Raw genomic sequence first — 23232 nt, 5'->3', positions numbered from 1 at the left:
TCTCAGGCGGCGGGCGCAGCCTTCACCGGCCAGTCGCGCAGCTTGCCCGGGTTCAGCAGGCCCATCGGGTCGAAGCGCTTCTTCACCGCGATGACTTCGGGCGGCAACGGCCCGCCGGCCTTGCCGTCTTCCACGATGTTCACGTGCGGGTTGTTGATGTGCACCTGATGCGCGCGGTGGATATCGATGATCTCGTTCAACCGCTCTTCAGTGCTGAAGCGCACCAGCTGCAGCCCGCTGCAGGTCATGAGCCCCGCCACGTTGCGCAGGAACTCGATGTGCATCATCACCTCGCTGCCCAGCAGCTTCTCCATCTCGATGACCTGTTCGACATGCTTGCCGGGAATGAACCCGCTCTGCAGGTAGGTCAGCGTCGGGTCGACCTTCAGCGCGTGCAGCGTCGTGTGGTTCCAGGTGAACTCCATCAGCGTGCGGTTGCTCTTCTGCACCTCGTCCGCCGTCTTGCGGTAGCTCACGGTGCCGCCGTGCGCTTCCGCCAACAGCATCATCGCGGGCTCGCTCGACTCGGCCACCAGCGACAGCACCGTGTGGCAGCCCTTCGGCAGGTGCGCGGCCAGCTGCGCGAGGTGGTCGGAGATCGGCGCTGCGAAGAAGGAGATGCCGCGCTTGATGATGCCCGGCGCGTGCGCGAGCTTGTCCGCGAAGTTCAGCGCGTTCTCGAAGTCGTCGAAAGTCACCAGCGTTTCGAGCCATGGATGCGCGGGCGCCAGCGCAATTTCCAGCTCCAGCACGAGGCCGTTGGTGCCCCACAGGTGGTGCATGCGCATCGCCTCGGCGCCGCGCAGCTCGACCACCTGCGGCTCGGCCTCGATGGTCATCGCGCGAATGCCGAGCACATTGCCAGGCGCACCCAGCGGCCCATAGTTGATCGAGCCCACGCCGCCGAAGCCGCCGCCGAACAGGCCGCCCAGCGTCGCACTGCGGTAAGTCGAGGGCACGCAGCGCATCTCCTGCCCCGTGGGCTTCGTCTGCTTCTCCAGCTCGCCCAGGCGGATGCCGGCCTGCGCCCGCGCCACGCCGGGCCGCACCCACAGGCAGGTGTTGTAGCCCGTCATGTCGAGCACCACGCCGCCGGCCAGCGGCGTGGTCTGGCCGTAGTTGCCGGTGCCGCTTCCGCGGATGGTGATCGGTACGCAGCGGCGCGCACAGGCACCGACCACCGCGCGAATCTCTTCCTCGGTGCGCGGGCGCACGACCACGTCGGCGCGCTTGTCTTTCAGCTGGCGCGTGAGGACGGGGCTGAACCAGGAGAAGTCTTGCGACAGCCGTGTGACGCGGCTTTCATCGGTGATCCAGTCGAGATCGGGCAGTTCAAGCAGCAACTGCTCGATGGCGCTGTCGAGCGTGAGGGTGGGAGCATTCATGGTCAAGGTTCAATCCTGGGAAAGTTCGCTCGCATGCCACGAGCCCAGCGCCAGCTTGGTCAGCCAGGCCATCAGCACGAAGAGCGCGACACCGGTCAGAGAAATGAGCAGCAGGGCCGCGAACATGCGCGGAATGTTCAGCTGGAAGCCCGCCTGCAGGATCTGATACGCGAGCCCCGCGCCCGAGCCGCCTGTGCCGGCCACGAACTCCGCTACCACCGCGCCGATCAGCGCAAGGCCGCTTGAAATGCGCAGCCCGCCGAAGAAGTACGGCAGTGCGCTCGGAATGCGCAGCCGCACCAGCTGCTGCCAGCGCGTCGCGCGGTTCAGCTTGAAGTAGCTCTGCAGATCGGGGTCGATGCTGCGCAGGCCGAGCGTGGTGTTGCTGATGATCGGGAACAGCGCCACCAGCGCCGCGCACACCGTCATGGCGGCCACCGGGTTCTTCACCCAGATGATGATCAGCGGCGCCACCGCCACGATGGGCGTCACCTGCAGCAGCACCGCGTACGGAAAGAGCGCAGTCTCGATGCGCTTGCTCTGCACGAACAGGAACGAGATCAGCACGCCCGCCACCGTGGCCAGCAGGAACGACAGCACCGTGATCTTCAGTGTGACCAGCAGCGCATTGCCCAGCGGCGCCCAGTCGGTCACCAGCGTCTGCATCATCAGGTAGGGCGAGGGCACGAGGTAGGGTGGCAGTTCCATTGCCACCACCATCCATTGCCACAGCGCAACCAGCACCACGCCGATCAGCACTGGGTAAAGCACGCGCTGCACGCGCGGCTGGTTCAGCAGGGGCGTGGCTTTCACTTTCGTCATCGCGCGGTCTCCTCGTCGGCGCTGCTGGCGCGCAGCAGGCTGTCCTGCAGCCGCTTGGCGTAGCGCGCGAACTCGGGCGTCACCATGAAGTCGGCGCTGCGCGGATAGGGTTCGTCGATGCGGAACTCTTCCACCACGCGGCCCGGCCGCGCGGCCATCATCACCACGCGGCTCGACAAAAACACCGCCTCGTGAATCGAGTGCGTCACGAAGATCACCGTGAGCTTCTTCTTGCGCCACAGCTCCAGCAGGTCGGCATCGAGCTTGTGGCGCGTGATTTCGTCGAGTGCACCGAAGGGCTCGTCCATCAATAGCAGGTCGGGCTGCGTGACGAGGCCGCGCGCAATCGACACGCGCATCTGCATGCCGCCCGAGAGCGCACGCGGCAGCGCATCGGCAAACTTCTCGAGTCCCACCAGCGCAAGCGATTCCATCACCCGCGCATCGGCCTCCTTGCGCGGCACGCCGGCCAGGTCAAGCGGCAGGCGCACGTTGGTCCGCACGCTGGCCCACGGCATCAGTGTGGGCGACTGGAACACGAAGGAAAGCTTGTGCGGGCAATCGTGAAGCTGCGCCACGGGCCTGCGCCACACCAGCAGCCGGCCGTCGCTGGGTTCGAGCATGCCCGCCACCATCTTCAGCAGCGTGCTCTTGCCGCAGCCCGAGGGGCCCAGCAGCGTGACGAATTCGCCCTCGGCGATCGACAGGTCCACCGGCAGCAGCGCCTGCGTGCCGTTGGGGTACGTCTTCTCGGCCGAGAGCACTTCCACCGCGGGCATGGCAGGCGCCGTTGGCGGCGCGAGGGTGTGAGGTTCGATGCGATTCATGAAAGGCTGAGGCTTGTCAGGGCAGGACCTTGGCGTCTTTCACGAACTCGGTCGTGTAGGTCTTCGCCAGTTCGACCTTGGCCGGGTCGAGCAGCTTCGCGGTCACGAGGAAGTCGTAGCTCGCCTTGGAGCGCGCATCCGTCATCACGCCAATGCCGAGCTTGGCCGCGTCTCCGCCGGTGACCATGCCCATCTCCTTGAGCTTGGCCACGCTGTAGGCCAACTGGTCGTCGGTCATGTTGGGGTTGTCTTTCTTGATGAGCGCGTTGGCGGGCGCCGGGTCGGCGAGGTAGCTCTTCCAGCCCTCGGCCGAGGCCTTCACGAACGCGGCGACCTGCTTGCTGCGCTCCTTCACCGTTTTATCCATGCACGACACGGTGGTCGCGTACGCGGGGAAGCCGTGGTCGCTGAACATCAGCACCGTGCTCTTCACGCCTGCTTTCTGGATGGCGTAGGGCTCGGAGGTCAGGTAGCCCTGCTGCGCGGTGTTCTTGTCCGCCACGAAGGGCTGGATGTTGAAGGTGTAGGGCCGCGTCTGTTCGTCGGTGAAGCCGAACTTGGCCTTCAACCAGGGCCAGTAGCCGCGCTGCGCCTGCGCGCCGATCAGCAGCGTCTTGCCCTTCAGGTCCTCGAACTTCTTCACGTCGTCGTGGGCGATCAGCACCTGCGGATCTTTCTGGAAGAAGGCCGCCACGTTGACCACCGGCACGCCGCCTTCGCGCACCTGCATCATCTGGATGTCGCTCGAACCCATGATGCAGTCGGCCTGGCCGGCGGCCATCATCTGCGTGATGTTGACCTGCGGGCCGCCCATCTTGATGGTCACGTCGAGGCCGTACTTCTTGTAGATGCCCTGCGCCACTGCCTGGTAGAAGCCGCCGTGCTCGGCCTGCGCATACCAGTTGGTCATGTAGGTGAACTTGTCCTCGGCCTGCGCGGGCGCGGCGGCGAGGAAGGCGATGGCGGCGGCGCCGGCCAGGGACAGTGCGAAGGAGCGCATGGTGGAAACCTCTAGAGGGCAGGGAGTTGAAGGAAGAAGAAGCGAGAAAGCGAAGTGGCCGTTGCAAGAAGCGGGCTCAGGCCCACCTCAGGCCGGTTGGAAGCTCTGCTGGATGAAGCCCTGTTGATGGCCGCGCTCCCAGGTGGCTTCTTCGCGCACGACCCAGCGCAGCGCGTACAGCTCGGTCAGCGCCTGCACCCAGCTGTCGGAGAGCGTGTCGAGAATGGCTTCGCCCTGCTCGCGCGTGGCGGTGGTCGGGTCGCCGATCACGCCGCTCGGGCCGAAGTCGCGCGCGGTCCATGCGCAGGCCGGGCGGCCGTCGGCCGACAGCAGCTTGATCGGGAAGGGCGGCGGAAAGTTGGCGACCGCGCGCTCCATGTGCACCGTGTCGGGCGCGAGTGCGAGCATCAGCGCGGTTTCGGAATGGCCGGCGTGCATCGCGAGCTTTTTCTCCTGCTCGCTCACCTGTTTGCTCGCCGCACTCGGCAGGCGCGACACGCCATGCGGCACGATCACGAAGTCGCCGTGGCGCAGGCGCAGTTCGCGCGCTGCCATTTCCAGCACCTGCGGCTGCCCGCCGTGGCCGTTGGCGAACAGCAGCTTGCGAAAGCCCGAGCGGTACACCGATTCGCCGATCTCGATCACCGTCGACAGCAGCGTGGTGCCTGTGAGCGTCATGGTGCCGGGGAAGTGCAGGTGCTCTTCCGACTTGCCATACGTGATGGTCGGCAGCGCGAAGGCGCGCACCTCGGCGGGCAGCTTCTCCAGTGCCTTGCCCATCACGCCCGAGCAGATCACGCTGTCGACCGAGCACGGCAGGTGCGGCCCGTGCTGCTCGATGGCACCGCAGGGCAGCACGATGACGGTGTTCTCGCGGTCGGGCAGCGCGGCGATTTCAGTCCAGCTCAGATAGGGCAGGAAGCGGTGGGGCGGGATGTAGCCGTGGAGCATGGGGAATCCTTGTGCGTTCGTTCGTTACCGGGGAAGGAAGGGCGTCGCGTCGCCGTGCGTCACGCGGCCATCGCGCAGCACCACGCGGGTGGCGGTGCGCGAAGGCCAGCCATGGCGGTCGGCCTGCGTGAACAGCACCAGGTCGGCGGCGCGGCCCACCAGCGTGGGCGTGGCGGGCGCTGGTGCGCGCTGTAGCCAGTCGCTGCGGCACAGCGCCTGCGACCAGGTGTCGAAGGGCTCGTCGAGCTGCGCCACCAGCGCGGCCGTGCCCAGCGCTTCGACAGGGTCGAAGCTGCCAAGCCGGCAGAAGGGGTCTTGCACGTTGTCGCTGGCAAACAGCAGCGGAATGCCGCGCTCGCGTGCTTCCTTCACCAGAGTGATGCCGCGCTGGCGCGGCGTGCGGCCGGTGACGGCGTCTTGCAGCAGCAGGTTGGTGGCGGGCAGCGAGACGACCGTGATCGGCGCACGCGCCACCGCATCGAGCGTGGCGAAGGCCTGCGCCTCGGGCTGGGCAGCGAGCGCGCAGATGTGTCCGCAGACCACGCGGCCTTCGTAGCCGATCTCGCGCAGGATGCGCGCCGTGGTCTGCAGGCCGAGCGCCGAGGCGTTGAGTTCTTCGTCGACATGCAGGTCGATGTCGAGATCGCAGGCCTGCGCCGACACCAGCAGGTTGCGCAGCGCGTTCTCGCTCCAGTTGGTGGAGTGAACGAAGCCGCCGAGCAGCGCATGCGGCCCTGTGGCCTTCACCTGCTTTGCGAGGCGCATCGCCTGCGCCGCGTCTTCGAACAGCGGCAGCTTGATGAGGCTCACCTGTTCGAGCCGCACCCTGCCGGCCCATTCCTGCGCCAGTTCGGCCATCACGGGCCAGGCCATCGGCACCGAGTCGGGCTCCCACCAGTCGACGTGCGTGCGCACGTGCGTGGTGCCGCACTCCCATGCCCACTGCAGCCCACGCGCGGCGCGCTCGCGCACGTCGTCGGGCGTCCAGTGCACGCGGTCGCTCAGCATCGCGTCGATGGCGCCGAGCAGGCCGGGCTGCACCTGTTTCATGCGCGGCAGGGTGAAAGCCTTGTCGAGATGGGTGTGGGCGTCGACGAAGCCGGGCAGGGCCAGCGTGCCGGCAAGGTTCCAGGCTGATGGTGACGACGGCGCTGCGGACGTGGCGGGCTGCACCGATTGCACGCGGCCGGCTTCGATCGCAATGCGCGCCAGCATGGGAACGCCGTCGCGCTGCGGCCAGCCCGTGGGCAGCAGCCAGCGCGGCAGCCGCACGTTGTCGAGGAGCGAGGGCGCGTTCATGCGAAACGCGCCATGGCTTGCCCCACGCGCGCCATGAAGCGCTTGAGCTGGGGCTCGGTCGCGATGTTCATGTGGTAGTGGGCGTGGTAGTCCACCTTCGCGCGCTGCCCGGTCAGCCGCTTCATGTATCGCGTGACGATCTTGCGCGGCGGATCGCCCATGTACATCGCCATCCAGCGCGGCCGGCCGTAGGTAACGACGGCGCTGATGCGCTTGATGTGCGTGAGCATCGGCTTCACGTTCGCCGGGTCGCTGATGTCGAAGGCCACGCCCGGCATGAAGAGCCGGTCGAAGTAGCCCTTGAGCATCGCCGGCAGGCCGAAGCACCAGGTCGGAAAGCAGAAAACGATGCCCTCGGCCCACTGCAGCCGCTCCACATAGGGCTTCAGCGGCAGCTGGTTGGCCGGCACGTCGTGGTAGCCCAGCCGCTCCTCTCGCGACAGCACCGGGTTGAAGCCCTCGGCGTAAAGGTCGCAGTCGTCCACCTCGTGCCCGGCGGCGCGCAGGTTCTTCAGCACCTCCTGGTGCAGGGCGGCGTGGAAGCTGGTTTCAACCGGATGGCAGTAGACGACGAGCACGCGCATGGTGTGTTTGACCGCTTAATCAGAGCAAGTGGTCAGGTTATGCAAGCGACGTGCCAGTGTGGGTGCACCGGTTTGGGGAGGCGTGGTTACGGAGCGACGCGGCGGTTGGAAAACTCGTCCTAACGCCTCTGATATCCGTAACAAAAGTCACGGAAGTCTGCAAAAACACAACGAGAAGAGTGCCGTTGCCACGCTTTACGTAACACTCACACACCCTTTCTTCTAATTGTTAACTAAAATTCACACTTCCAAAGTTGTGAACTTTGGGCCTCATTTCTCTCTTCATCAACCGTTCGATATCCGAGAGTCCGTCCTCATGAAAAAACCTTCCCTCATCGTTGCAGCCGTCCTTGCTGCCTTTGCCACCAGCGCGGCAGTCGCCGCAACGACCAGTTCCACGTTCCAGGTCCTCATCACCGTGACCAAGGCCTGCTCGGTTACTGCAGGTGCGGGCTCGAACATCAACTTCGGTTCGGTCACTTCCACCGCCACTGCCCTGTCCGCCAGCAGCAACATCAGCGTGACCTGCTCCAAGTCGACGCCCTACAACATCGGCTTGCAGCCCTCGAGCGTCCCCACCAACACTACCGGTGCCGGTGTTATGAATCCCACCGTGGCCGGCCCGGACACCATCCCCTACCAGCTGCGTTCGGTTAGCGCCACCGGCTCGGCCTGGGGCAACGCCACCTCGCCCGCCAACACCGTGGCTGGAACCGGCACCGGCGCGGCCCAGTCGATCCCCGTGTTCGCCACGGTCGCGAGCGTCAACGTGACGCCTGGCGACTACTCCGACACCGTGACCGTCCAGGTCAACTACTGATCGATGGCCTGACCGTGCACCGCTTGCTGTGCCACACACTCGCCCTTGCGTTCGCCCTGCTGGCGCACGCGGCCGCTTCGGCGAGCGGGCTGCAGGTTGCTCCGGTCACGCTGACGCTGCAGGCCACACAGAACGCCGACGGCCTGTGGCTCAGCAACACCGGCGACGACGTGGTGCACGCGCAGGTTCGCGTCTATCAGTGGTCGCAGGAAGACGGCAACGAAAAGCTCACCCCCTCGCGCGAGCTCCTCGTGAGCCCGCCGATGGTGCAGCTGGCGCCGTCCGAGCGGCAGCTGATCCGCGTCATCCGCACCGGCGTTCCGCCCGGTGCGGTCGAGAATTCCTACCGGGTCATCATCGACGAGCTGCCCGTCGAGATGAAGGAGAAGAAGGGCCTGCAGCTGGTGCTGCGCTACTCGGTTCCCATCTTCATCGCGCCCGCCGGCGCACAGTCGGCCGCGCCCCAGCTCACCTGGTCGCTGCGCCGCGAAGGCAGCCAGGCGATGCTCGAAGTCGTCAACGGCGGCGGCATGCACGCCCAGCTCGCCGATCTGGATTTTGTCGATGCCGCGGGCAAGCGCAGCGCGGTGCACGCAGGCCTGATGGGCTACGTGCTGCCGGGCGCGAGCATGCGTTGGCCCTTGAAGACACCCGCGGAAGCCTTTGCCTCCGGCGGAGTCCTGGAAACGAAGATCAATGGCAACGCGACGCAGGAAAAGATCCCGCCACTCCCACGCGTCCGCTGAGCGTCTGCTTCCACTGCTGCTTCTGTCGGGTCTGGCGTCATTCGCCGCTCAGGCCGAGAAGACTGCAGCCGAACAGGGGCCCTGGCTGGTCGCATCCGCGGCTGAAGGCGACATCACCGGCCCGGGCGGCAGCGACCTCTACCTGGAGCTGAGCCTCAACGGCAACCCCCAGGGACTGGTGCATTTCGGCCTGCGTGGCCGCGAGCTCTGGGCCAGCGCCTCCACGCTGCGGCAACTGGGCTTCATCCTGCCGCCGGGCGTGTCCGACCCGGTGAGGCTCGACAGCCTTCCCGGCGTGAAGGTCGCCTACGACGCCGCGCGGCAGAGCCTGGCCATCAACGCTTCCGCCGAGGCGCTGCGCCTGCCCACGACCGTGGTCAACACGTCGACGATCACCTCGCCGAAGGCCAGCGCCTCCCCCGGCCTGCTGCTCAACTACGACCTCTACGGCACGCAGGGCCGAGGCAACAGCACCAGCCTCAATGCCTTGGCCGAAGTGCGCGCCTTCAGCGGCAGCAGCGTGTTCACCAGCACCATGATGTCGCGCGCCTATCGCTCCGGCAACGAGGACTGGACGCACGACTCGGTGCGGCTCGACACCACCTGGAGCCGGTCCTTCCCCGACGACATGCTGACGCTGCGCGTGGGCGACACCACCACCGCGTCGCTGCCGTGGTCGCGCTCCACCCGCATCGGCGGCATCCAGCTTTCGCGCAACTTCTCGCTGCAGCCCTACCGCACCACCACCCCGCTGCCGGCGTTCCTGGGCGCTGCCGCGCTGCCTTCGCAGGTGGAGCTCTACATCAACGGCCTGCGCCAATACACCGGCCAGGTGCCGGCGGGGCCCTTCCAGCTCAACACGGTTCCGAGCATCAACGGCGCGGGCAACGCCCAAGTGGTTCTCACCGACGCCTTCGGCCGTGCCACGACACTCGATTTCTCGCTGTACGACACGCAGCGGCTGCTGGGGGAGGGCCTGTCCGACTGGTCCGTCGATCTCGGCGTGGTGCGCAAGAACTACGGCCTGCGCTCGAACGACTACGGCAGCGACCCCGCCGCCACCGGCGTCTGGCGCTACGGCGTGAGCAACAGCTTCACGCTGGAGGCGCACGGCGAGGCCACCAGGGGGCTGGTCAAGGGCGGCGTCGGCGGCGCATGGCTGCTCGGGCAGAGCGGCGTGTTCACTGGCGCCGTGGCGCGCAGCAGCTATCGCGGGGAGGGGGGCTCGCTGCTCAGCATGGGCTACAGCTGGCGCGACAACCAGTTCAATTTCGCGGTCGAGGGCACGCGCACGCGCGGCGAGTACCGCGACGTCGCATCCCTGTACGGCAGCGCGCCGCCGAGCGGTTCGGGCCGGGCGTCGATCGGCTACACCACCAAGGACTTCGGCAGCTTCGGCCTCAGCTACCTCTATCTGCGCTATCCGGCGCAGGAGGCGACGCGCTTGGCCAGTGTCTATTGGTTCAGGGCGATCGGATCCAGTGCCTCGATGAACGTGAGCCTCAACCAGAACCTGGACAACCGCCGGGAACGCAGCCTTTTCGTCGGCTTTACCTGGGCGCTGGACGGCAAGGTCACGGCCAGCGCCGGCATCCAGCGCGACCGCGGCCAGACCGTCTACACCGCCGATGCGCAGAGCTCCATGCCGGGCGACGGCGGCATCGGCTGGCGCGCCGGCCTGCGCCAGGGCGGCGGCCAGAACGGCGGACAGGCCGAGATCGACTACCTGGGCCGCTACGGCCGCGCCATGGCCGGCATCAGCGTGCTCGGCGACAACCGTTACGCCTACGCCGGCGCCACCGGTTCGATCGCGTTCATGGGCGGCCAGCCCTTCGCGGCCCGGCGCATCGACGATGCCTTTGCGGTGGTCTCCACCGACGGCATTGCCGGCGTGCCCGTGAGGCTGGAGAACCGGGACATCGGCACCACGGACGACAAGGGCATGCTGCTGGTGGCGCCGCTGCGGTCCTACCAGAGCAACCAGCTGTCGATCGATCCGATGCAGTTGCCCGCCGACGTGAAGATCGAGCGCGTGAAAACGGTCGCCACGCCGAGCGACCGCTCCGGCACGATGGTGCGATTCGGCATCACGCCGGTCAGCGCGGCCGCGCTGCTGCTGGTGGACGAGGCGGGCAAGCCCCTGCCGCTGGGCAGCCGCGTGCGCGCCAATGGGCAGGATGGCGAGCCGGCGCTGGTCGGCTTCGATGGCGCGGTGTATCTCGAATCGCTCCAGGCCCACAACACGCTCGATGTGCAGACGCCCGGCGGCGCCTGCCGGACCAGCTTCGACTATCGCAAGGACGGCGTGGCAATCCCGCAGATCGGGCCGCTGCGCTGCGCCAGGGAGGCCAAGACGCCATGAGTCTTCTGACCAGTACTTTGCGCGCCCTGCGCCTGCCTCTGTTCTGCGCACTGCTGTGGCTGCTGTCGGCGGGCAGCGCGCAGGCGTCAATCAATTGCACCGCGACGATGACGGCCGTGGCTTTCGGCACGGTCGACCTGGTCGCCGGCGGCACGCCCACGCCCGCCACCGCCACGCTGAGCTACACCTGCACCAAGACCGGCAACACCAACACTACCGAGTACGCGAGAGTCTGCTTCAACATCGGCGATGGCAACGAAGGTCTCACGAACTTCAATCCGCGCGTCATGAAGAGCGGCGCGGGCGACTCCTTGAAGTTCCAGCTCTACCAGGGGACGACCAGCACGATCTGGGGTTCGAGCGGCAACGCCGCGGTGCCGAACCCGTACACCATCAACATCGCCATTCCTGCCCGGTCCACCACCTCCTCGGGAAGCACCACGATGCGAGGGGAGCTGATTGCCCTGCAGACCACCGTGCCTCCGGGCGCGTACCAGGACAACTTCGCCGGAATCCATACCTCGATCACGCTGACGTCGAGCACGAACGCCCCGCCGACGACATGCGGCACGGCGGTGGCGGACCAGTTCGCCTTCATCGTCAGCGCGACCATCGCCAAGAGCTGCCTGGTCACGGCCGATCCGCTGAACTTCGGCTCCGTCGCGGGCCTCCCGGGCGGGGCCAACATCGACCAGATCAGCACCATCAACGTCACCTGCACGACGCCCACGGCCTACACGGTCGCGCTGACGCCATCCAACAACGCGACCACCGGTGCAGGGGCGATGACGCCGACAGGAGGCGTGCCCGGCAACACCGACACGGTGGCCTACCGGCTCTACAGCAATGCCGCCCGCACGAGTCCCTGGGGCGGCGTCACGGGAACCAACACCGTCGCGGGCACGGGCACCGGCCAGGTCCAGGCGCTGACCTTGTATGGCCGCGTTCTGGGCGCCAGCGTCAACGTGCGGCCGGACAGCTACCTTGACGTCGTGACGGTCGGCGTGACCTACTGAGCTGCACAGGCGGCTTTGCCGACACGGAAAAGCCTGCTGGCAAATTGCAGGCAATGCGCGAAGAATAGCGCCCGGACTGCCTTCATTTTCCCGAGACTCTGCCGATAAACCGGGTTGGGCATCGATGCGATGCCTCCCATCCAGGTTGCGAGGAGGAGTTCCCATGTCCGGAAACAGGCGCTTTGCAAGGGCGGCTGCGCTGCAATCACCGCGAACGGTGCCGCCGCTGGCCGCCGTCGGCGTGCTGCTGCTCTTGCTGCCGTTGCCGCTGCAGCTCAGTTCCGCGGAGCCGATGCGCGGCATGAACAGCGCCACGGGCCGCTTCGACCTGACGATAGTCGTTCTCCCGACTTTCAAGGTGCTGGAGGTCACGCCCGTGAAGGGAGGGCATGAATACCGTGTCTGGACCAACATGAAGTCGGTGCTCATCAAGGGGCGCGAATACCGGTTCGACAAGATCGGAGAAGTGACGTTCATGGTGGCTGGCACCGATGCCGATGGCCGCGACAGCCTCGGCTCCGCCTGGCGCGGCGCGATCGGTGCGATGGCGTCGACCACGGGCGGCGCTGCGCCGCAGGCCGCAGCCGCTCCGGCCGGCGACGGCAGCAACGCGACGCGGGTGACGGTGACTTATTAGGGGCCTTGCCCTGGATGTCGCCTTCTGGGTCCGGAAGGACCGCTGAGAAAAAAGCCGCCTGAGCCCTGCACTTCTTCCCGTTTCCGCCGATATCCGGAGGTCGGGCGCCGATGCAGCGCCCGAAGCTCATGTTCTTCGGACGGATCGGGCCTTATGACGGGAAATTGGCTTCAATCGGCGCGCTGCGCGCTGGCCGCGTCGTTGCTGCTCGCGCCGATGCTGTGCGTGGCGGAGAGCGGCTTCGGCAGCAATTCCGCGACGGCGCGGGTGCGCATCACAGTAGTCGTGCTGCCGGTGTTCCGCGTGCTGCAAGTCACGCCGACCGCCGAGGGGTATGACTACCGCGTCTGGACCAACATGAAGTCGATCGTGCTCGGCGGGCACGAGTACCGCTTTGCGCGCGTCGGCGAGAACACGCTGCGCGTGCCTACAGCGCCGGGCGACACCTGGGTCGTGCACGGGCTGTAGGACGGGCGCGTGCTCGCGCCGTCGCGTCAGTTGCAATACTGCGCGTTGCCGCTCGTATCGAGCGACACCGGCGGATCGGCCAGGAACTGCTGCACTGGAACGATCGACGCATTGCAGGCTTCATCCGTACGCACGTCGAAGACATGCCAGTAGTCCGTGCTGCTGCTTTCACCGGCGGGTGGCGAAAACACCGTCTGCGCACCCCGGTTGCTCACCTCGACCCGCGCAGGAGAGCCGGTCTGTCCCGGATCGAAGGTGCCGGAGAAGTTGCGGATGTAGAAGCGGTAGGTGCGGTTCTTGGCCAGCTTGGCGAAGGTCGTCACTTCGGGGCCGAAGCTGTCGACGTCGTCCACGTCGAGCGCGATGAAAGGCGCGGCCGCGAGGCTGCCCTTGTCGCTGTAGTAAACGTGTTCGTCGGCGTTGGCGCCCAGCGTGTGCGAGTCGAGGTCGCGCGGGCGCTCGCCCCAGGTCAGCTTGATCGACAGCGCGGAGCGCGTGAGTTCGAGGCAACTGCCCAGCGGCACGTCCTCGTCCGCGACGTTCACCGTCGGCGCATTGGAGATCTCGCTGGCGGTGGTGGCGACCACGAAGGCCGAACTGGTGCGCTTCACGGCCACCGAGAACTCGCCGTTCGCATTGGTCAGCGCAGTTGCCTGGCCGGTGTACGACTTGCCTTCGGAAGCCACCAGTGCGCCTGCGACTCGCGCACCCGTCGCATCCTGCACGCAGCCATTGATTCGCACGGTGTTGTAGATCTGGTCCGCGTTCCAGGTGGTGAAGTGCGTCACCGTGCCTTCGTAGTACTGGTTGGGCGCGGTGCCTTGCAGCGTGGCCGAGCCTTCCTGCACCCACAGCCCCGTGGCCGTGTTGTAGAAGAACAGCGGCACCGACGGCGGCAGCGTGCCGGCGCGCGAGGACGGGGCGATGCGCACCGTCGCGCTGGTGCCCGCGGCCAGGTTCAGCGGCGTGCCGTCGGCATCCGTGAAGCTGGCGTCGAGCGCGCCGAAGCTCTCCATCGGCGCGCTGCCGCCGTCCGTGGCGGCGAGGTAGTTGCCGGGCATCACGTTGACGTCGCTGGCCGGCGCGATGGGCGTCACCCGTGCGGTCACCGGTCCGCCAGGCGCGCTGCCGTCGGGGCGGCGAAGCGAGTTGGCGCTCAGGCGGACCATCGCGGTCGAGCCCGGAACGACAACGTCGTGCGCCGATTGCCCGTCGAAGGTCTCGGTCACCGCCACGGGCAGCATCGGCACGTTGACGACCGTCGATGCGCCCGAGCCGCTCAGCGCGGCCGTGGCTCGGCTCTGCGGCACCATGCCGGCCTTCGAGAAGCTCAGCAGCACCGACGCATTCGGCGGAATCTCGGCGAGCGAATAGCTGCCGTCGTCGCCTGTGACGGCGGAGACGCCGGCGGCCGCGACCGTGACCTGCGCGACGCCCTGGCCGTCGAGTGCATTCGTCACGCGGCCGCTGACCTTCGCGTTGGTCTGCTGCGGCGGTGGTGGAGGCGGTGGCGGCGGCGGTGCGTTCTGGTCGGGTGGGGGCAGGGTGACGAAGCCCGCGCCTCCGTCGCTTCCGCCGCAGGCCACCAGTGCCACTGCTGCCGCAAGCGCGGCAAAAAACATCCTCGTTTTCATGATCCCTCTCTCCTTTGTGTTCGTGATTCGCCGCAACCGGACAACCCGGGCAGCGAGCGTGCGAAGGTAGGCGCGCAGGCGCGGCGTCGCCAGTGCCGAAAGTCACCGCGTCGCAGGAGTAAGAAGAAAGGATTGGCCCAGACAGGGCCGCTTGCTCAGGCCTTGATGCCGCAGCCGTTGAGCACGAAGGCTACGAGCTCGCGCGCGATCGGTTCGCGATCGATGGGCGCGTCAGGCGGCAGGCCGAGCATCACGCGCGTCTGGATCGCGTAGTCGGCATAGCTCTGGGTCATGGCCCAGATGTGCATCAGCAGGATGCGCGCATCGAGCGGGCGCATCAGCCCGCGCGCGATCCAGCCGTTGATGATGTCCACCTTCTTCTGCGTCCAGGCCCGTGCGTTGGGCCAGTAGCGGTCGAGGTTGCGGCCGCCGTCGAGGATCTCGCGCGTGAAGATGCGCGACATCTCGGGGCTGTCGATGGCGTGGTCGAGCTTCTTGCGGATGTAGTCGCCGAGCACCGTTGCAGGGTCGTTCGCGTCCTCGAACGAGAACACCACCTTCCACGCATGCAGCACCTGCATCAGCAACTCTTCGTAGAGCTCTTCCTTGCCGGCGATGTAGTAATGAAGCTGGGGCTTGGTGAGGCCCGCGCGCGCCGCGATGGCCTGGGTCGAGGTGCCCTTCAGGCCGTGCAGGCTGAACTCGGCGACCGCCGCGGTGCGGATCGCCGCCATGATGCGTTCGCGCCCGGGCCGCGCGCGCGACAGCGGGCCGTCGGGGGCGGGCATTTCCTGGGCGGTCGAGACGGGGAGGGCGGCGGGATCGGCGTTCATGATGGCGGTGGGCGGCAGGGCGCGCGGTCGATGGTAATACCTCGCCCTTGTCCGGGCCGTCCTTGGCCCTCGTGCATGACCGCATGCCATGCCGGCATGGGCAGGCAGGGCATGCGGGCACGGTTCATGTATCTTCCTCGCCGCCCCGAAAAATTCCACCTCAACACAGGAGTTCTCCATGTACCTCTCTCCCCGTTTCCGTGCCTTCGCGGCCGGCGCCGCTTTGCTGGCTGCCAGCGCGCTCGCGCAGGCGCAGCAGGCACTGCCCAACGTGGTGATCCTCGCCACTGGCGGCACCATCGCCGGGGCCGGTGCCTCGGCCGTCAACAGCGCCACGTACGCGGCCGCCAAGGTCGGCGTCGAGAAGCTGATCGCAGGCCTGCCGGAGCTCTCCAAGGTGGCCAACGTGCGCGGCGAACAGGTGTTCCAGGTTGCATCGGAAAGCCTGACCAACGACAACCTGCTGACGCTGGCCAAGCGCGTATCGGCACTGTCGAAGCAAGCGGACGTGGACGGCATCGTCATCACCCACGGCACCGACACGCTTGAAGAAACCGCCTACTTCCTGACCCTGACCGTGCACACCAACAAGCCGATCGTCGTGGTCGGCTCGATGCGTCCGGGCACTGCGCTGTCGGCCGACGGCGCGCTCAACCTGTACGACGCCGTGAACGTGGCGGGTAGCAAGGACGCGATGGGCAAGGGCGTGCTGGTGACGATGAACGACAACATCGACAGCGGCCGCGACGTGAGCAAGAACGTCAACATCAAGACCAATGCGTTCTCCAGCCAGTGGGGCCCGCTGGGCATGATCGTCGAGGGCAAGAACTACTGGTTCCGCGCACCGGTCAAGCGCCACACCATGAACTCGGAATTCGACATCGACAGCATCACCGCGCTGCCGCCGGTCGAGATCGCGATGGGCTACGAGGGCGTGTCGTCGGTGGCCATCGACGCCATCGCCAAGAGCGGTGCCAAGGCGCTGATCCACGGCGGCACGGGCAATGGCTCGGTGGCCGACCGCATCGTTCCGAACCTGCAGAAGGCGCGCTCCGACGGCGTGATCGTGATTCGCAGCGCGCGCGTGCCCGACGGCTTCGTCATTCGCAACGCCGAGCAGCCCGACGACAAGTACGACTGGGTGGTTGCGCACGACCTGCGCCCGCAGAAGGCGCGCATCCTGGCCATGGTTGCCCTGACCAAGACCAACAACACCAAGGAACTGCAGCGCATCTTCTGGGAGTACTGATCTCCCCTCGGGTGCATTCGGCACCCTTCCCGGATCGGGCCGCAGCGGTGAAAGCCGCTGCGGCCTTTTTTCATGTGCGTGTGCCGCGATGGTGCCGTGCGTACTCGATGCTCGCGATGCAGATCGCCAGCCAGGCACCGCCCGAGCACAGTCCCGCGAGCACGTCGCTAGGAAAGTGCGCCCGCACGAAGATGCGGCTGCAGGCCACGGTGACGACCACCGCCGTTGCCGCCATCACCGACGGCACCCGCCAGCGCGGCGGCAGCATGCGCAGCCCCAAATAGCCCAGCATGCCGTAGAGCACCATCGAGCCCGAGCTGTGGCCGCTCGGAAAGGAATAGCCCGACACCTGCGCGAAGCCGAAGTCGTGCACCGGCCGCGCGCGCTCGAAGATGAGCTTGAGCACGTGGTTCAGCACCCCGTTGCCGGCGATGGCCGCGACCCAGCCAGCCGCGAAACCGCGGTGCCCGCGAAGCCACAGCGCCACCGCCACGCCAGCGCACACCAGCACAGCGACGATCGGGTCGGCCATGTGGGTGAGCCATGAGAACGCCTCCCTCACGACCGGCGGCGTGTGCGCGCCCACGGCGCGGCTGATCGTCTCGTCCAGCAGGCCCATGGGCCGACCGTCGCCGAGGCCTTCCGCCACTTCGGCGAACAGCCAGGCCAGTGCGACCACCGACGCAGCACCGATGGCCAGTCCGCCGAACAGCAGTCCGGCGCCCGGCTCGGGCTGCGCCGCATGCCGGCGCCGCAGGTGCTCGAAGCCCCAGGCCGCGAGGCCGGCGGCCGCAGTCAGCGCGACGAGAAGAATCAGGAATCCGGGCCAGGCCTGGGCGCCGAGGCGCTCTCCCAGGGCGATCAATGCGGCATCTTCAACGGGCATGGGCGAGGCGGGCGGACGGCAGGGGCAGGCGAATCACGGCGTGTCGGCAGGAGTTCCAAAAGGGGAGGCCGAGCATAGCGGCCCGTTCCTGACCGCCCGCTGCCTCGTAAAATAGCCGGTTCGTTGCGCCGCGGGTTCTTCTCCCACCGGGCGGCCGCCTTCACGCAGAGCCATGCTGACCTTCCAACAAATCATTCTCAAACTGCAGTCGTACTGGGCCGACAAGGGCTGCGCGCTGCTGCAACCGTACGACATGGAAGTGGGCGCGGGCACCTCGCACACCGCCACCTTCCTGCGCGCGCTCGGCCCCGAACCCTGGAAAGCCGCCTACGTGCAGCCCAGCCGCCGGCCCAAGGACGGCCGCTACGGCGAGAACCCCAATCGTGGCCAGCACTACTACCAGTACCAGGTGGTGCTCAAGCCGGCGCCCTCGAACATCCTCGAGCTCTACCTCGGCAGTCTCGAAGCCCTGGGCTTCGACTTGAAGAAGAACGACATCCGCTTCGTGGAAGACGACTGGGAGAACCCCACGCTCGGCGCCTGGGGCCTGGGCTGGGAGGTCTGGCTCAACGGCATGGAAGTGACCCAGTTCACCTACTTCCAGCAGGTCGGCGGCCTCGATTGCAAGCCGATCACCGGCGAAATCACCTACGGTCTCGAGCGGCTGGCCATGTACCTGCAGGGCGTGGAAAACATGTACGACCTGGTGTGGACCGAAGGCCACGGTGGCAACAAGCTCACCTATGGCGACGTGTTCAAGCAGAACGAAGTCGAACAGTCGGCCTACAACTTCGAGCACAGCGACGCCGAGTTCCTGTTCACCGCCTTCAACGCGCACGAAAAGCAGGCCAAGCACCTCATGACCGAGCAGCTCGCGCTGCCGGCCTACGAGCAGGTGCTGAAGGCCGCGCACAGCTTCAACCTGCTGGACGCGCGCGGCGCAATCAGCGTGACCGAGCGCGCGGCCTACATCGGCCGCATCCGCAATCTCGCGCGCAGCGTGGCGCAGAGCTACTACGACAGCCGCGAGCGCCTGGGCTTCCCGATGGCGCCGCGCGAATGGGTCGCGCAGATCCCCCCGAAGAAGGCCGCCTGAGCGATGACGACCCCCATGAACAAGAACTCCCTGCTGGTCGAACTGTTTGTCGAAGAACTGCCGCCGAAGGCACTGAAGAAGCTCGGCGATGCTTTCGCGGGCGTGCTGCGCGAACAACTGGTGGCGCAAGGCCTGGCCGAAGCCGGCTCGGTGCTCACCGCCTACGCCTCGCCGCGTCGCCTGGCCGCGCATCTCACGCACGTGGCCGAGCGCGCCGCCGACAAGGCCGTGTCGCAAAAGCTGATGCCCGTGGCCGTCGGGATCGACGCCTCGGGCCAGCCCACGCCCGCGCTGCTCAAGCGCCTGGGCGCGCTCGGCGCCGACGCCTCGGCCGTGCCCGGCCTGAAGCGCGCGATGGACGGCAAGGCCGAAGCCCTGTTCTACGAAAGCACCGCCAAGGGCGCCACGCTGGCCGAAGGCCTGCAGAAGGCGCTGGCCGAGGCGATTGCCAAGCTGCCCATTCCCAAGGTCATGAGCTACCAGCTCGAAAGCGGCTGCGAAATGCCGGGCTGGAGCAGCGTGAGCTTCGTGCGTCCCGCGCACGGCCTTGTGGCGCTGTATGGCGACGCCGTGGTGCCCATCGAAGCGCTGGGCCTAAAGGCCGGCCGCGAAACGCACGGCCATCGCTTCGAGGCGGCGGTCGATCCGGTCGTGCTGCGCGACGCCAACAGCTATGCGCTGCAGATGCAGGAAGACGGTGCCGTCATCGCGAGCTTCGAGGCCCGCCGCGCCGAAATCGCGCGCCAGCTTGCAGCGGCTGCGGTGAAGGTCGGCGGCGGCTCGGTGCCCATCAACGACGACGCGCTGCTCGACGAAGTGACCGCGCTGGTCGAGCGCCCGAACGTGCTGGTCTGCAGCTTCGAGCGAGAGTTCCTCGAAGTGCCGCAGGAATGCCTGATCCTCACGATGAAGGCCAACCAGAAGTACTTTCCGCTGCTCGGCGCATCGAGCAGGCTCACCAACAGGTTCCTGGTCGTCAGCAACATCAGCCCCGACGATGCGAGCGCGGTCATCGGAGGCAACGAGCGCGTGGTGCGCCCGCGCCTGGCCGATGCCAAGTTCTTCTTCGACCAGGACCGCAAGAAGTCGCTGGCCTCGCGCGTCGAGTCGCTGGGCAAGGTGGTCTATCACAACAAGCTGGGCACGCAGGGCGAGCGCGTGGAGCGCGTGATGCGCATCGCGCGCGGCATTGCAGAGAAGATCGGCGACACCGCGCTGGCCGCGCAAGCCACGCAGGCCGCCCAACTCGCCAAGGCCGACCTCGTGACCGACATGGTCGGCGAGTTCCCCGAGCTGCAGGGCACCATGGGCCGCTACTACGCGCTGCACGACGGGCTCGACGCATCGGTGGCCGACGCCATCGAAGACCACTACAAGCCGCGCTTTGCCGGCGACGAGCTGCCGCGCAACAGCGTGGGCCTCGTGGTCGCGCTGGCCGACAAGCTCGAAACGCTGGTCGGCATGTTCGGCATCGGCAACCTGCCCACCGGCGACCGTGACCCGTTCGCGCTGCGTCGCCACGCGCTGGGCGTGATCCGCATGCTGATCGAGAAAGACCTGCCGCTGGGCCTCGACGCCTTGCTGCAGGACACGGCCGCGCAGTTCAGCGGTATCGCCGGTTTCGAAAGCAGCCGCGCCACGGGCGAGCTGCAGGACTTCATCCTCGATCGCCTCGCCGGCAGCCTGCGCGAGCAGGGCGCCAGCGCGCAGGAAGTCGATGCCGTGCTGGCTCCGCGCCCGCAGCGCCTGGGCGAAGTGCCCAAGCTGCTGGCCGCCGTGCGCGCCTTTGCCGCCTTGCCCGCCGCCGCCGCACTGGCAGCTGCGAACAAGCGCATCGGCAACATCCTCAAGAAGGCCCCCGAAGCCGACGCGCACGTCAGCGAGCTGCTGCTGCAGGAGCCGGCCGAAAAGGCGTTGCACGCAGCCATGGCACAGGTCGTGCCCGCTGCCAACGCACAGTTCGAAGCTGGCGACTACACCGCCTCGCTGCAGACGCTGGCCGCGCTGCGCGAGCCGGTCGACGCCTTCTTCGACGGCGTCATGGTCAATGCCGAACAGGCCGACCTGCGGCTCAACCGCCTGGGCTTGCTGATGTCGCTGCACACCGCGATGAACCGCGTGGCGCAGCTCGAACGGCTGGCTGTCTGAGCTCATTCACGACGCCTCCCCCAGGAGTGGCACCACCATGAAACTCGTCATCCTCGACCGCAACGGCACGATCAACGTGCACCGCGAAGACTTCGTGAAGAGCGACATCGAGTGGACGCCGCTGCCCGGTGCGCTCGAGGCCGTGGCGCGGCTCAACCATGCGGGCTGGCACGTGGTGATTGCATCCAACCAGTCGGGGCTGGGCCGGGGGCTGTTCGACATGGCTTCGCTCAACGCGATGCACGCCAAGATGCACAAGATGCTCGCGGCTGTAGGCGGCAAGGTCGATGCGGTGTTCTATTGCCCGCACAGCCCCGACGAGGGCTGCGAGTGCCGCAAGCCCAGGCCCGGCCTGTTCCTGCAGATCGGCGACCGCTACGGCATCGACCTCAAGGGCACCCCGACCTGCGGCGACAGCCTGCGCGACCTGCAGGCGGGCGCGGCTGCCGGCTGCGAGCCGCACCTGCTGCTCACGGGCATGGGCGCGGCCTGCCGCGGCGTCGATCCGCTGCCTTCCGAATACCCGGCGAACACGTTGGTCCACGACGATCTCGCCGCCTTTGTCGACTTTCTGCTCGCGCGCGAAGCGCGGGCCGCACTGCAGGTGGCTGTCTGATGGCGTTTTTCCGTTCCGTTCTCCACGCGCTGTGGATGCTCGTCACCGTGATCCCCTGGGGCATCATCATGTGCGTCAGCTCGCTCTGGAAGCGCGGCATTCCGCTCTACTGGATGGCCGAGCAATGGCTCAGTTGGGCGATCGGCGGCGCGCGCGTGCTGCTGGGCATCAAGACCCGCGTGAGCGGCATGGAGAACCTGCCGACCGACAAGCTCGCCGGCGCGGTCCTGCTGGTGAAGCACCAGTCCACGCTCGAGACCTTCCTGATGCCCACGCTGATGCCGCACCCGCTGGCCTACGTGTTCAAGAAGGAGCTGATCTACATCCCCTTCTTCGGCTGGGCGATGGCGCGGCTGGACATGATCCACATCGACCGCAGCCAGCGTGCGCAGGCCTTCAACAAGGTGGTCAACCAGGGCCGCAAGCTGCTCGCGCAGGGCATCTGGATCATCATGTTCCCCGAGGGCACGCGCATTCCGCGCGGGCAGAAGGGCACCTACAAGAGCGGCGGCACGAGGCTCGCCTGCGAGACCGGCGTGCCGGTGATCCCCATTGCCGTGACATCAGCCAAGGTGTGGCCGCGCAAGGCCTTCATCAAGCGCCCGGGCGTGGTCGACGTGTCCATCGGCCCGGCGATTCCGAGCGTGGGCCGCAAGCCTGATGAGTTGATGCGTGAGGTCGAGGCCTGGATCGAGGCCGAGATGCGCCGCCTCGACCCCGAGGCGTATGTCGACAGCCCTCTGCAGCCCACGCAAGAAGCGGTGAGCTGAAGAGGAAAAGAGAGCCCGTCATGGGATTGCTTCGGTTCACGATGGATCTTTTCGAGGGGCTGGGCAGCGAGTTTGCGCCGCCAGCGCCCGCACCGGCGCGGCCGCGCAGGGTGAAGAAGCCGAAGCTGGTGGCACCGCCGGCCGTGCCTTTGGCTCCGCCCGCACCCCTGGACCCGCATGCGCCACCCGCGGTGCCGCTGGCCGACACGTTGACGCTTGCGAACTTCGCGCATCCGCAGGCCACGCGCGAAGTGGTGCTCGGCTCCGCGCGCGTGGCCTATGAATTCAAGCGCGGCAAGCGCAAGACGATCGGCTTTCTCGTCGGGGCCGAAGGGCTGTCGGTGCGCGCGCCGCGATGGGTGGCGCTGCGCGATGTCGATGCGGCCATTCATGAGAAGTCGGACTGGATCCTGCGCAAGCTGACGGAAACGCAGCAGCGCCATGCGCGCGTCGAGGCCACTCGCATCGAGTGGAAGGATGGGGCCGGGTTTCCGTTCCTGGGCGAGCCGGTTGTGATGCGGCTTGATCCGAAGCATGGCTTTGCGAGTGTTGGCGGCACGCTTGACGACGCTGTTGAAGAAGGTGGGCCGCGGGTGCTGCGGCTGGCTGTGGCGCAGAACGCCGAGCCTTCGCAGATTCGTGATGCGGCGCAGGCGTGGTTGATGCGGCAGGCGCGCAAGCTGTTCATCGAGCGGCTGGATCACTTTGCGCCGCTGCTTGGGGTGCAGTGGCAGAAGCTGTCGCTGTCGAATGCTTCGACGCGCTGGGGTAGTGCCAGTGCGGATGGGTCGATTCGGCTGAACTGGCGGTTGATTCACTTTCGGCTGCCGGTGATCGACTATGTCGTGGCGCATGAGCTGGCGCATCTGCGGGTTATGGATCACTCGCATCGGTTTTGGGAAACCGTTGAGAGTGTTGTGCCTGACTACGACTTGCTGCGGCGGCAACTGAAGGATGAAGCGGTTCCTCGCTGGGGCTGAATTTGTCGTTGGTATGGGTTTGCTTCCCGGGGCCGGGACTCGCCCCGGCGGGCGACCTACTTTTCTTTGCTTCGCCAAAGAAAAGTAGGCAAAAGAAAGGCGA

General features: G+C 67.0%; 22 protein-coding genes. 12 read left to right on the top strand and 10 right to left on the bottom strand.

Annotated elements, in window-relative coordinates:
- Window positions 1-2: 2 nt before the first annotated feature.
- The 7 genes from AC07O3_RS34335 to AC07O3_RS34305 all read right to left on the bottom strand — a co-directional run bounded on the left by AC07O3_RS34335 (window position 3) and on the right by AC07O3_RS34305 (window position 6868).
- Window positions 3-1385, bottom strand: a complete 1383-nt coding sequence (locus AC07O3_RS34335; protein WP_495341497.1) for an FAD-binding oxidoreductase — start codon at window positions 1383-1385, stop codon at window positions 3-5.
- Between the two features lie 9 nt (window positions 1386-1394).
- Window positions 1395-2207, bottom strand: a complete 813-nt coding sequence (locus AC07O3_RS34330; RefSeq protein WP_177142370.1) for an ABC transporter permease — start codon at window positions 2205-2207, stop codon at window positions 1395-1397.
- Window positions 2204-3034 (bottom strand): ABC transporter ATP-binding protein, encoded by an 831-nt coding sequence (locus tag AC07O3_RS34325; protein WP_093059836.1) that lies wholly within the window; start codon window positions 3032-3034, stop codon window positions 2204-2206. The genes AC07O3_RS34330 and AC07O3_RS34325 overlap by 4 nt, the downstream gene beginning before the upstream one ends.
- 16 nt (window positions 3035-3050) lie before the next feature.
- Window positions 3051-4034: an ABC transporter substrate-binding protein gene (locus AC07O3_RS34320; RefSeq protein ID WP_093059838.1), complete on the bottom strand. Its 984-nt coding sequence runs from the start codon at window positions 4032-4034 to the stop codon at window positions 3051-3053.
- Between the two features lie 87 nt (window positions 4035-4121).
- Window positions 4122-4985 (bottom strand): creatininase family protein, encoded by an 864-nt coding sequence (locus AC07O3_RS34315; protein WP_093059840.1) that lies wholly within the window; start codon window positions 4983-4985, stop codon window positions 4122-4124.
- Between the two features lie 24 nt (window positions 4986-5009).
- Window positions 5010-6284 (bottom strand): amidohydrolase family protein, encoded by a 1275-nt coding sequence (locus AC07O3_RS34310; protein ID WP_495341496.1) that lies wholly within the window; start codon window positions 6282-6284, stop codon window positions 5010-5012.
- The gene (locus tag AC07O3_RS34305; RefSeq protein WP_489015961.1) at window positions 6281-6868 is read right to left on the bottom strand and encodes an NAD(P)H-dependent oxidoreductase; all 588 of its coding nucleotides are present in this window, start codon (window positions 6866-6868) and stop codon (window positions 6281-6283) included. Before AC07O3_RS34305 ends, AC07O3_RS34310 begins: the two co-directional genes overlap by 4 nt.
- A 316-nt stretch (window positions 6869-7184) precedes the next feature.
- Here AC07O3_RS34305 and AC07O3_RS34300 point away from each other — a divergent pair, with 316 nt between their 5' ends.
- The 6 genes from AC07O3_RS34300 to AC07O3_RS34275 all read left to right on the top strand — a co-directional run bounded on the left by AC07O3_RS34300 (window position 7185) and on the right by AC07O3_RS34275 (window position 12917).
- A complete protein-coding gene (locus AC07O3_RS34300) occupies window positions 7185-7688 on the top strand; it encodes a Csu type fimbrial protein (protein ID WP_495341495.1) in 504 nt (167 codons plus the stop codon).
- A gap of 14 nt (window positions 7689-7702) precedes the next feature.
- Window positions 7703-8434 carry a fimbrial biogenesis chaperone gene (locus tag AC07O3_RS34295; RefSeq protein WP_495341494.1) on the top strand — a complete coding sequence of 244 codons (732 nt, stop codon included), beginning with the start codon at window positions 7703-7705 and terminating at the stop codon, window positions 8432-8434.
- Window positions 8385-10796 carry a fimbria/pilus outer membrane usher protein gene (locus AC07O3_RS34290; RefSeq protein ID WP_495341493.1) on the top strand — a complete coding sequence of 804 codons (2412 nt, stop codon included), beginning with the start codon at window positions 8385-8387 and terminating at the stop codon, window positions 10794-10796. The genes AC07O3_RS34295 and AC07O3_RS34290 overlap by 50 nt, the downstream gene beginning before the upstream one ends.
- Window positions 10793-11812: a Csu type fimbrial protein gene (locus AC07O3_RS34285; RefSeq protein ID WP_354338736.1), complete on the top strand. Its 1020-nt coding sequence runs from the start codon at window positions 10793-10795 to the stop codon at window positions 11810-11812. Before AC07O3_RS34290 ends, AC07O3_RS34285 begins: the two co-directional genes overlap by 4 nt.
- A gap of 163 nt (window positions 11813-11975) precedes the next feature.
- A complete protein-coding gene (locus tag AC07O3_RS34280) occupies window positions 11976-12449 on the top strand; it encodes a hypothetical protein (protein WP_093059852.1) in 474 nt (157 codons plus the stop codon).
- A gap of 153 nt (window positions 12450-12602) precedes the next feature.
- Window positions 12603-12917, top strand: a complete 315-nt coding sequence (locus AC07O3_RS34275; RefSeq protein WP_093078316.1) for a hypothetical protein — start codon at window positions 12603-12605, stop codon at window positions 12915-12917.
- A gap of 26 nt (window positions 12918-12943) precedes the next feature.
- On the opposite strand, the gene AC07O3_RS34270 is transcribed toward AC07O3_RS34275, so the two are convergent.
- Both AC07O3_RS34270 and AC07O3_RS34265 read right to left on the bottom strand, forming a co-directional pair.
- On the bottom strand, window positions 12944-14551 hold the full coding sequence (locus tag AC07O3_RS34270; RefSeq protein ID WP_495341492.1) for a carboxypeptidase regulatory-like domain-containing protein: 1608 nt from the start codon (window positions 14549-14551) through the stop codon (window positions 12944-12946).
- A gap of 155 nt (window positions 14552-14706) precedes the next feature.
- Complete coding sequence (locus tag AC07O3_RS34265) at window positions 14707-15384, bottom strand: TetR/AcrR family transcriptional regulator (protein ID WP_176929073.1); 678 nt, start codon at window positions 15382-15384, stop codon at window positions 14707-14709.
- Window positions 15385-15562: 178 nt separating this feature from the next.
- Between AC07O3_RS34265 and AC07O3_RS34260 the strand changes: the two genes are divergently transcribed.
- Complete coding sequence (locus AC07O3_RS34260) at window positions 15563-16633, top strand: asparaginase (protein WP_093059858.1); 1071 nt, start codon at window positions 15563-15565, stop codon at window positions 16631-16633.
- Window positions 16634-16703: 70 nt separating this feature from the next.
- Here AC07O3_RS34260 and AC07O3_RS34255 read toward each other — a convergent pair whose 3' ends face one another.
- Window positions 16704-17519, bottom strand: coding sequence for a phosphatase PAP2 family protein (locus AC07O3_RS34255; protein ID WP_093059860.1), 816 nt, complete (start codon window positions 17517-17519; stop codon window positions 16704-16706).
- A 172-nt stretch (window positions 17520-17691) separates the two neighbouring features.
- On the opposite strand from AC07O3_RS34255, the gene glyQ reads away from it, so the two are divergent.
- From glyQ to AC07O3_RS34230, 5 genes are read left to right on the top strand one after another with little or no spacing between them, the layout of a single operon-like run.
- Window positions 17692-18615 carry a glycine--tRNA ligase subunit alpha gene (glyQ, locus tag AC07O3_RS34250; protein ID WP_093059862.1) on the top strand — a complete coding sequence of 308 codons (924 nt, stop codon included), beginning with the start codon at window positions 17692-17694 and terminating at the stop codon, window positions 18613-18615.
- Between the two features lie 15 nt (window positions 18616-18630).
- Complete coding sequence (gene glyS / locus AC07O3_RS34245; RefSeq protein WP_495341491.1) at window positions 18631-20763, top strand: glycine--tRNA ligase subunit beta; 2133 nt, start codon at window positions 18631-18633, stop codon at window positions 20761-20763.
- Window positions 20764-20800: 37 nt separating this feature from the next.
- Window positions 20801-21379, top strand: coding sequence for a D-glycero-beta-D-manno-heptose 1,7-bisphosphate 7-phosphatase (gene gmhB / locus AC07O3_RS34240; RefSeq protein WP_093059864.1), 579 nt, complete (start codon window positions 20801-20803; stop codon window positions 21377-21379).
- Complete coding sequence (locus AC07O3_RS34235) at window positions 21379-22149, top strand: lysophospholipid acyltransferase family protein (protein ID WP_093059866.1); 771 nt, start codon at window positions 21379-21381, stop codon at window positions 22147-22149. The genes gmhB and AC07O3_RS34235 overlap by 1 nt, the downstream gene beginning before the upstream one ends.
- A gap of 41 nt (window positions 22150-22190) precedes the next feature.
- A complete protein-coding gene (locus AC07O3_RS34230; protein ID WP_495341501.1) occupies window positions 22191-23129 on the top strand; it encodes a M48 family metallopeptidase in 939 nt (312 codons plus the stop codon).
- Window positions 23130-23232: the final 103 nt, after the last annotated feature.

The organism is Variovorax sp. GW821-FHT09D05 (genome assembly GCF_059416325.1).
Note: the sequence above shows the minus strand (reverse complement) of the source record. Positions and strands in the feature narration are given on the sequence as shown.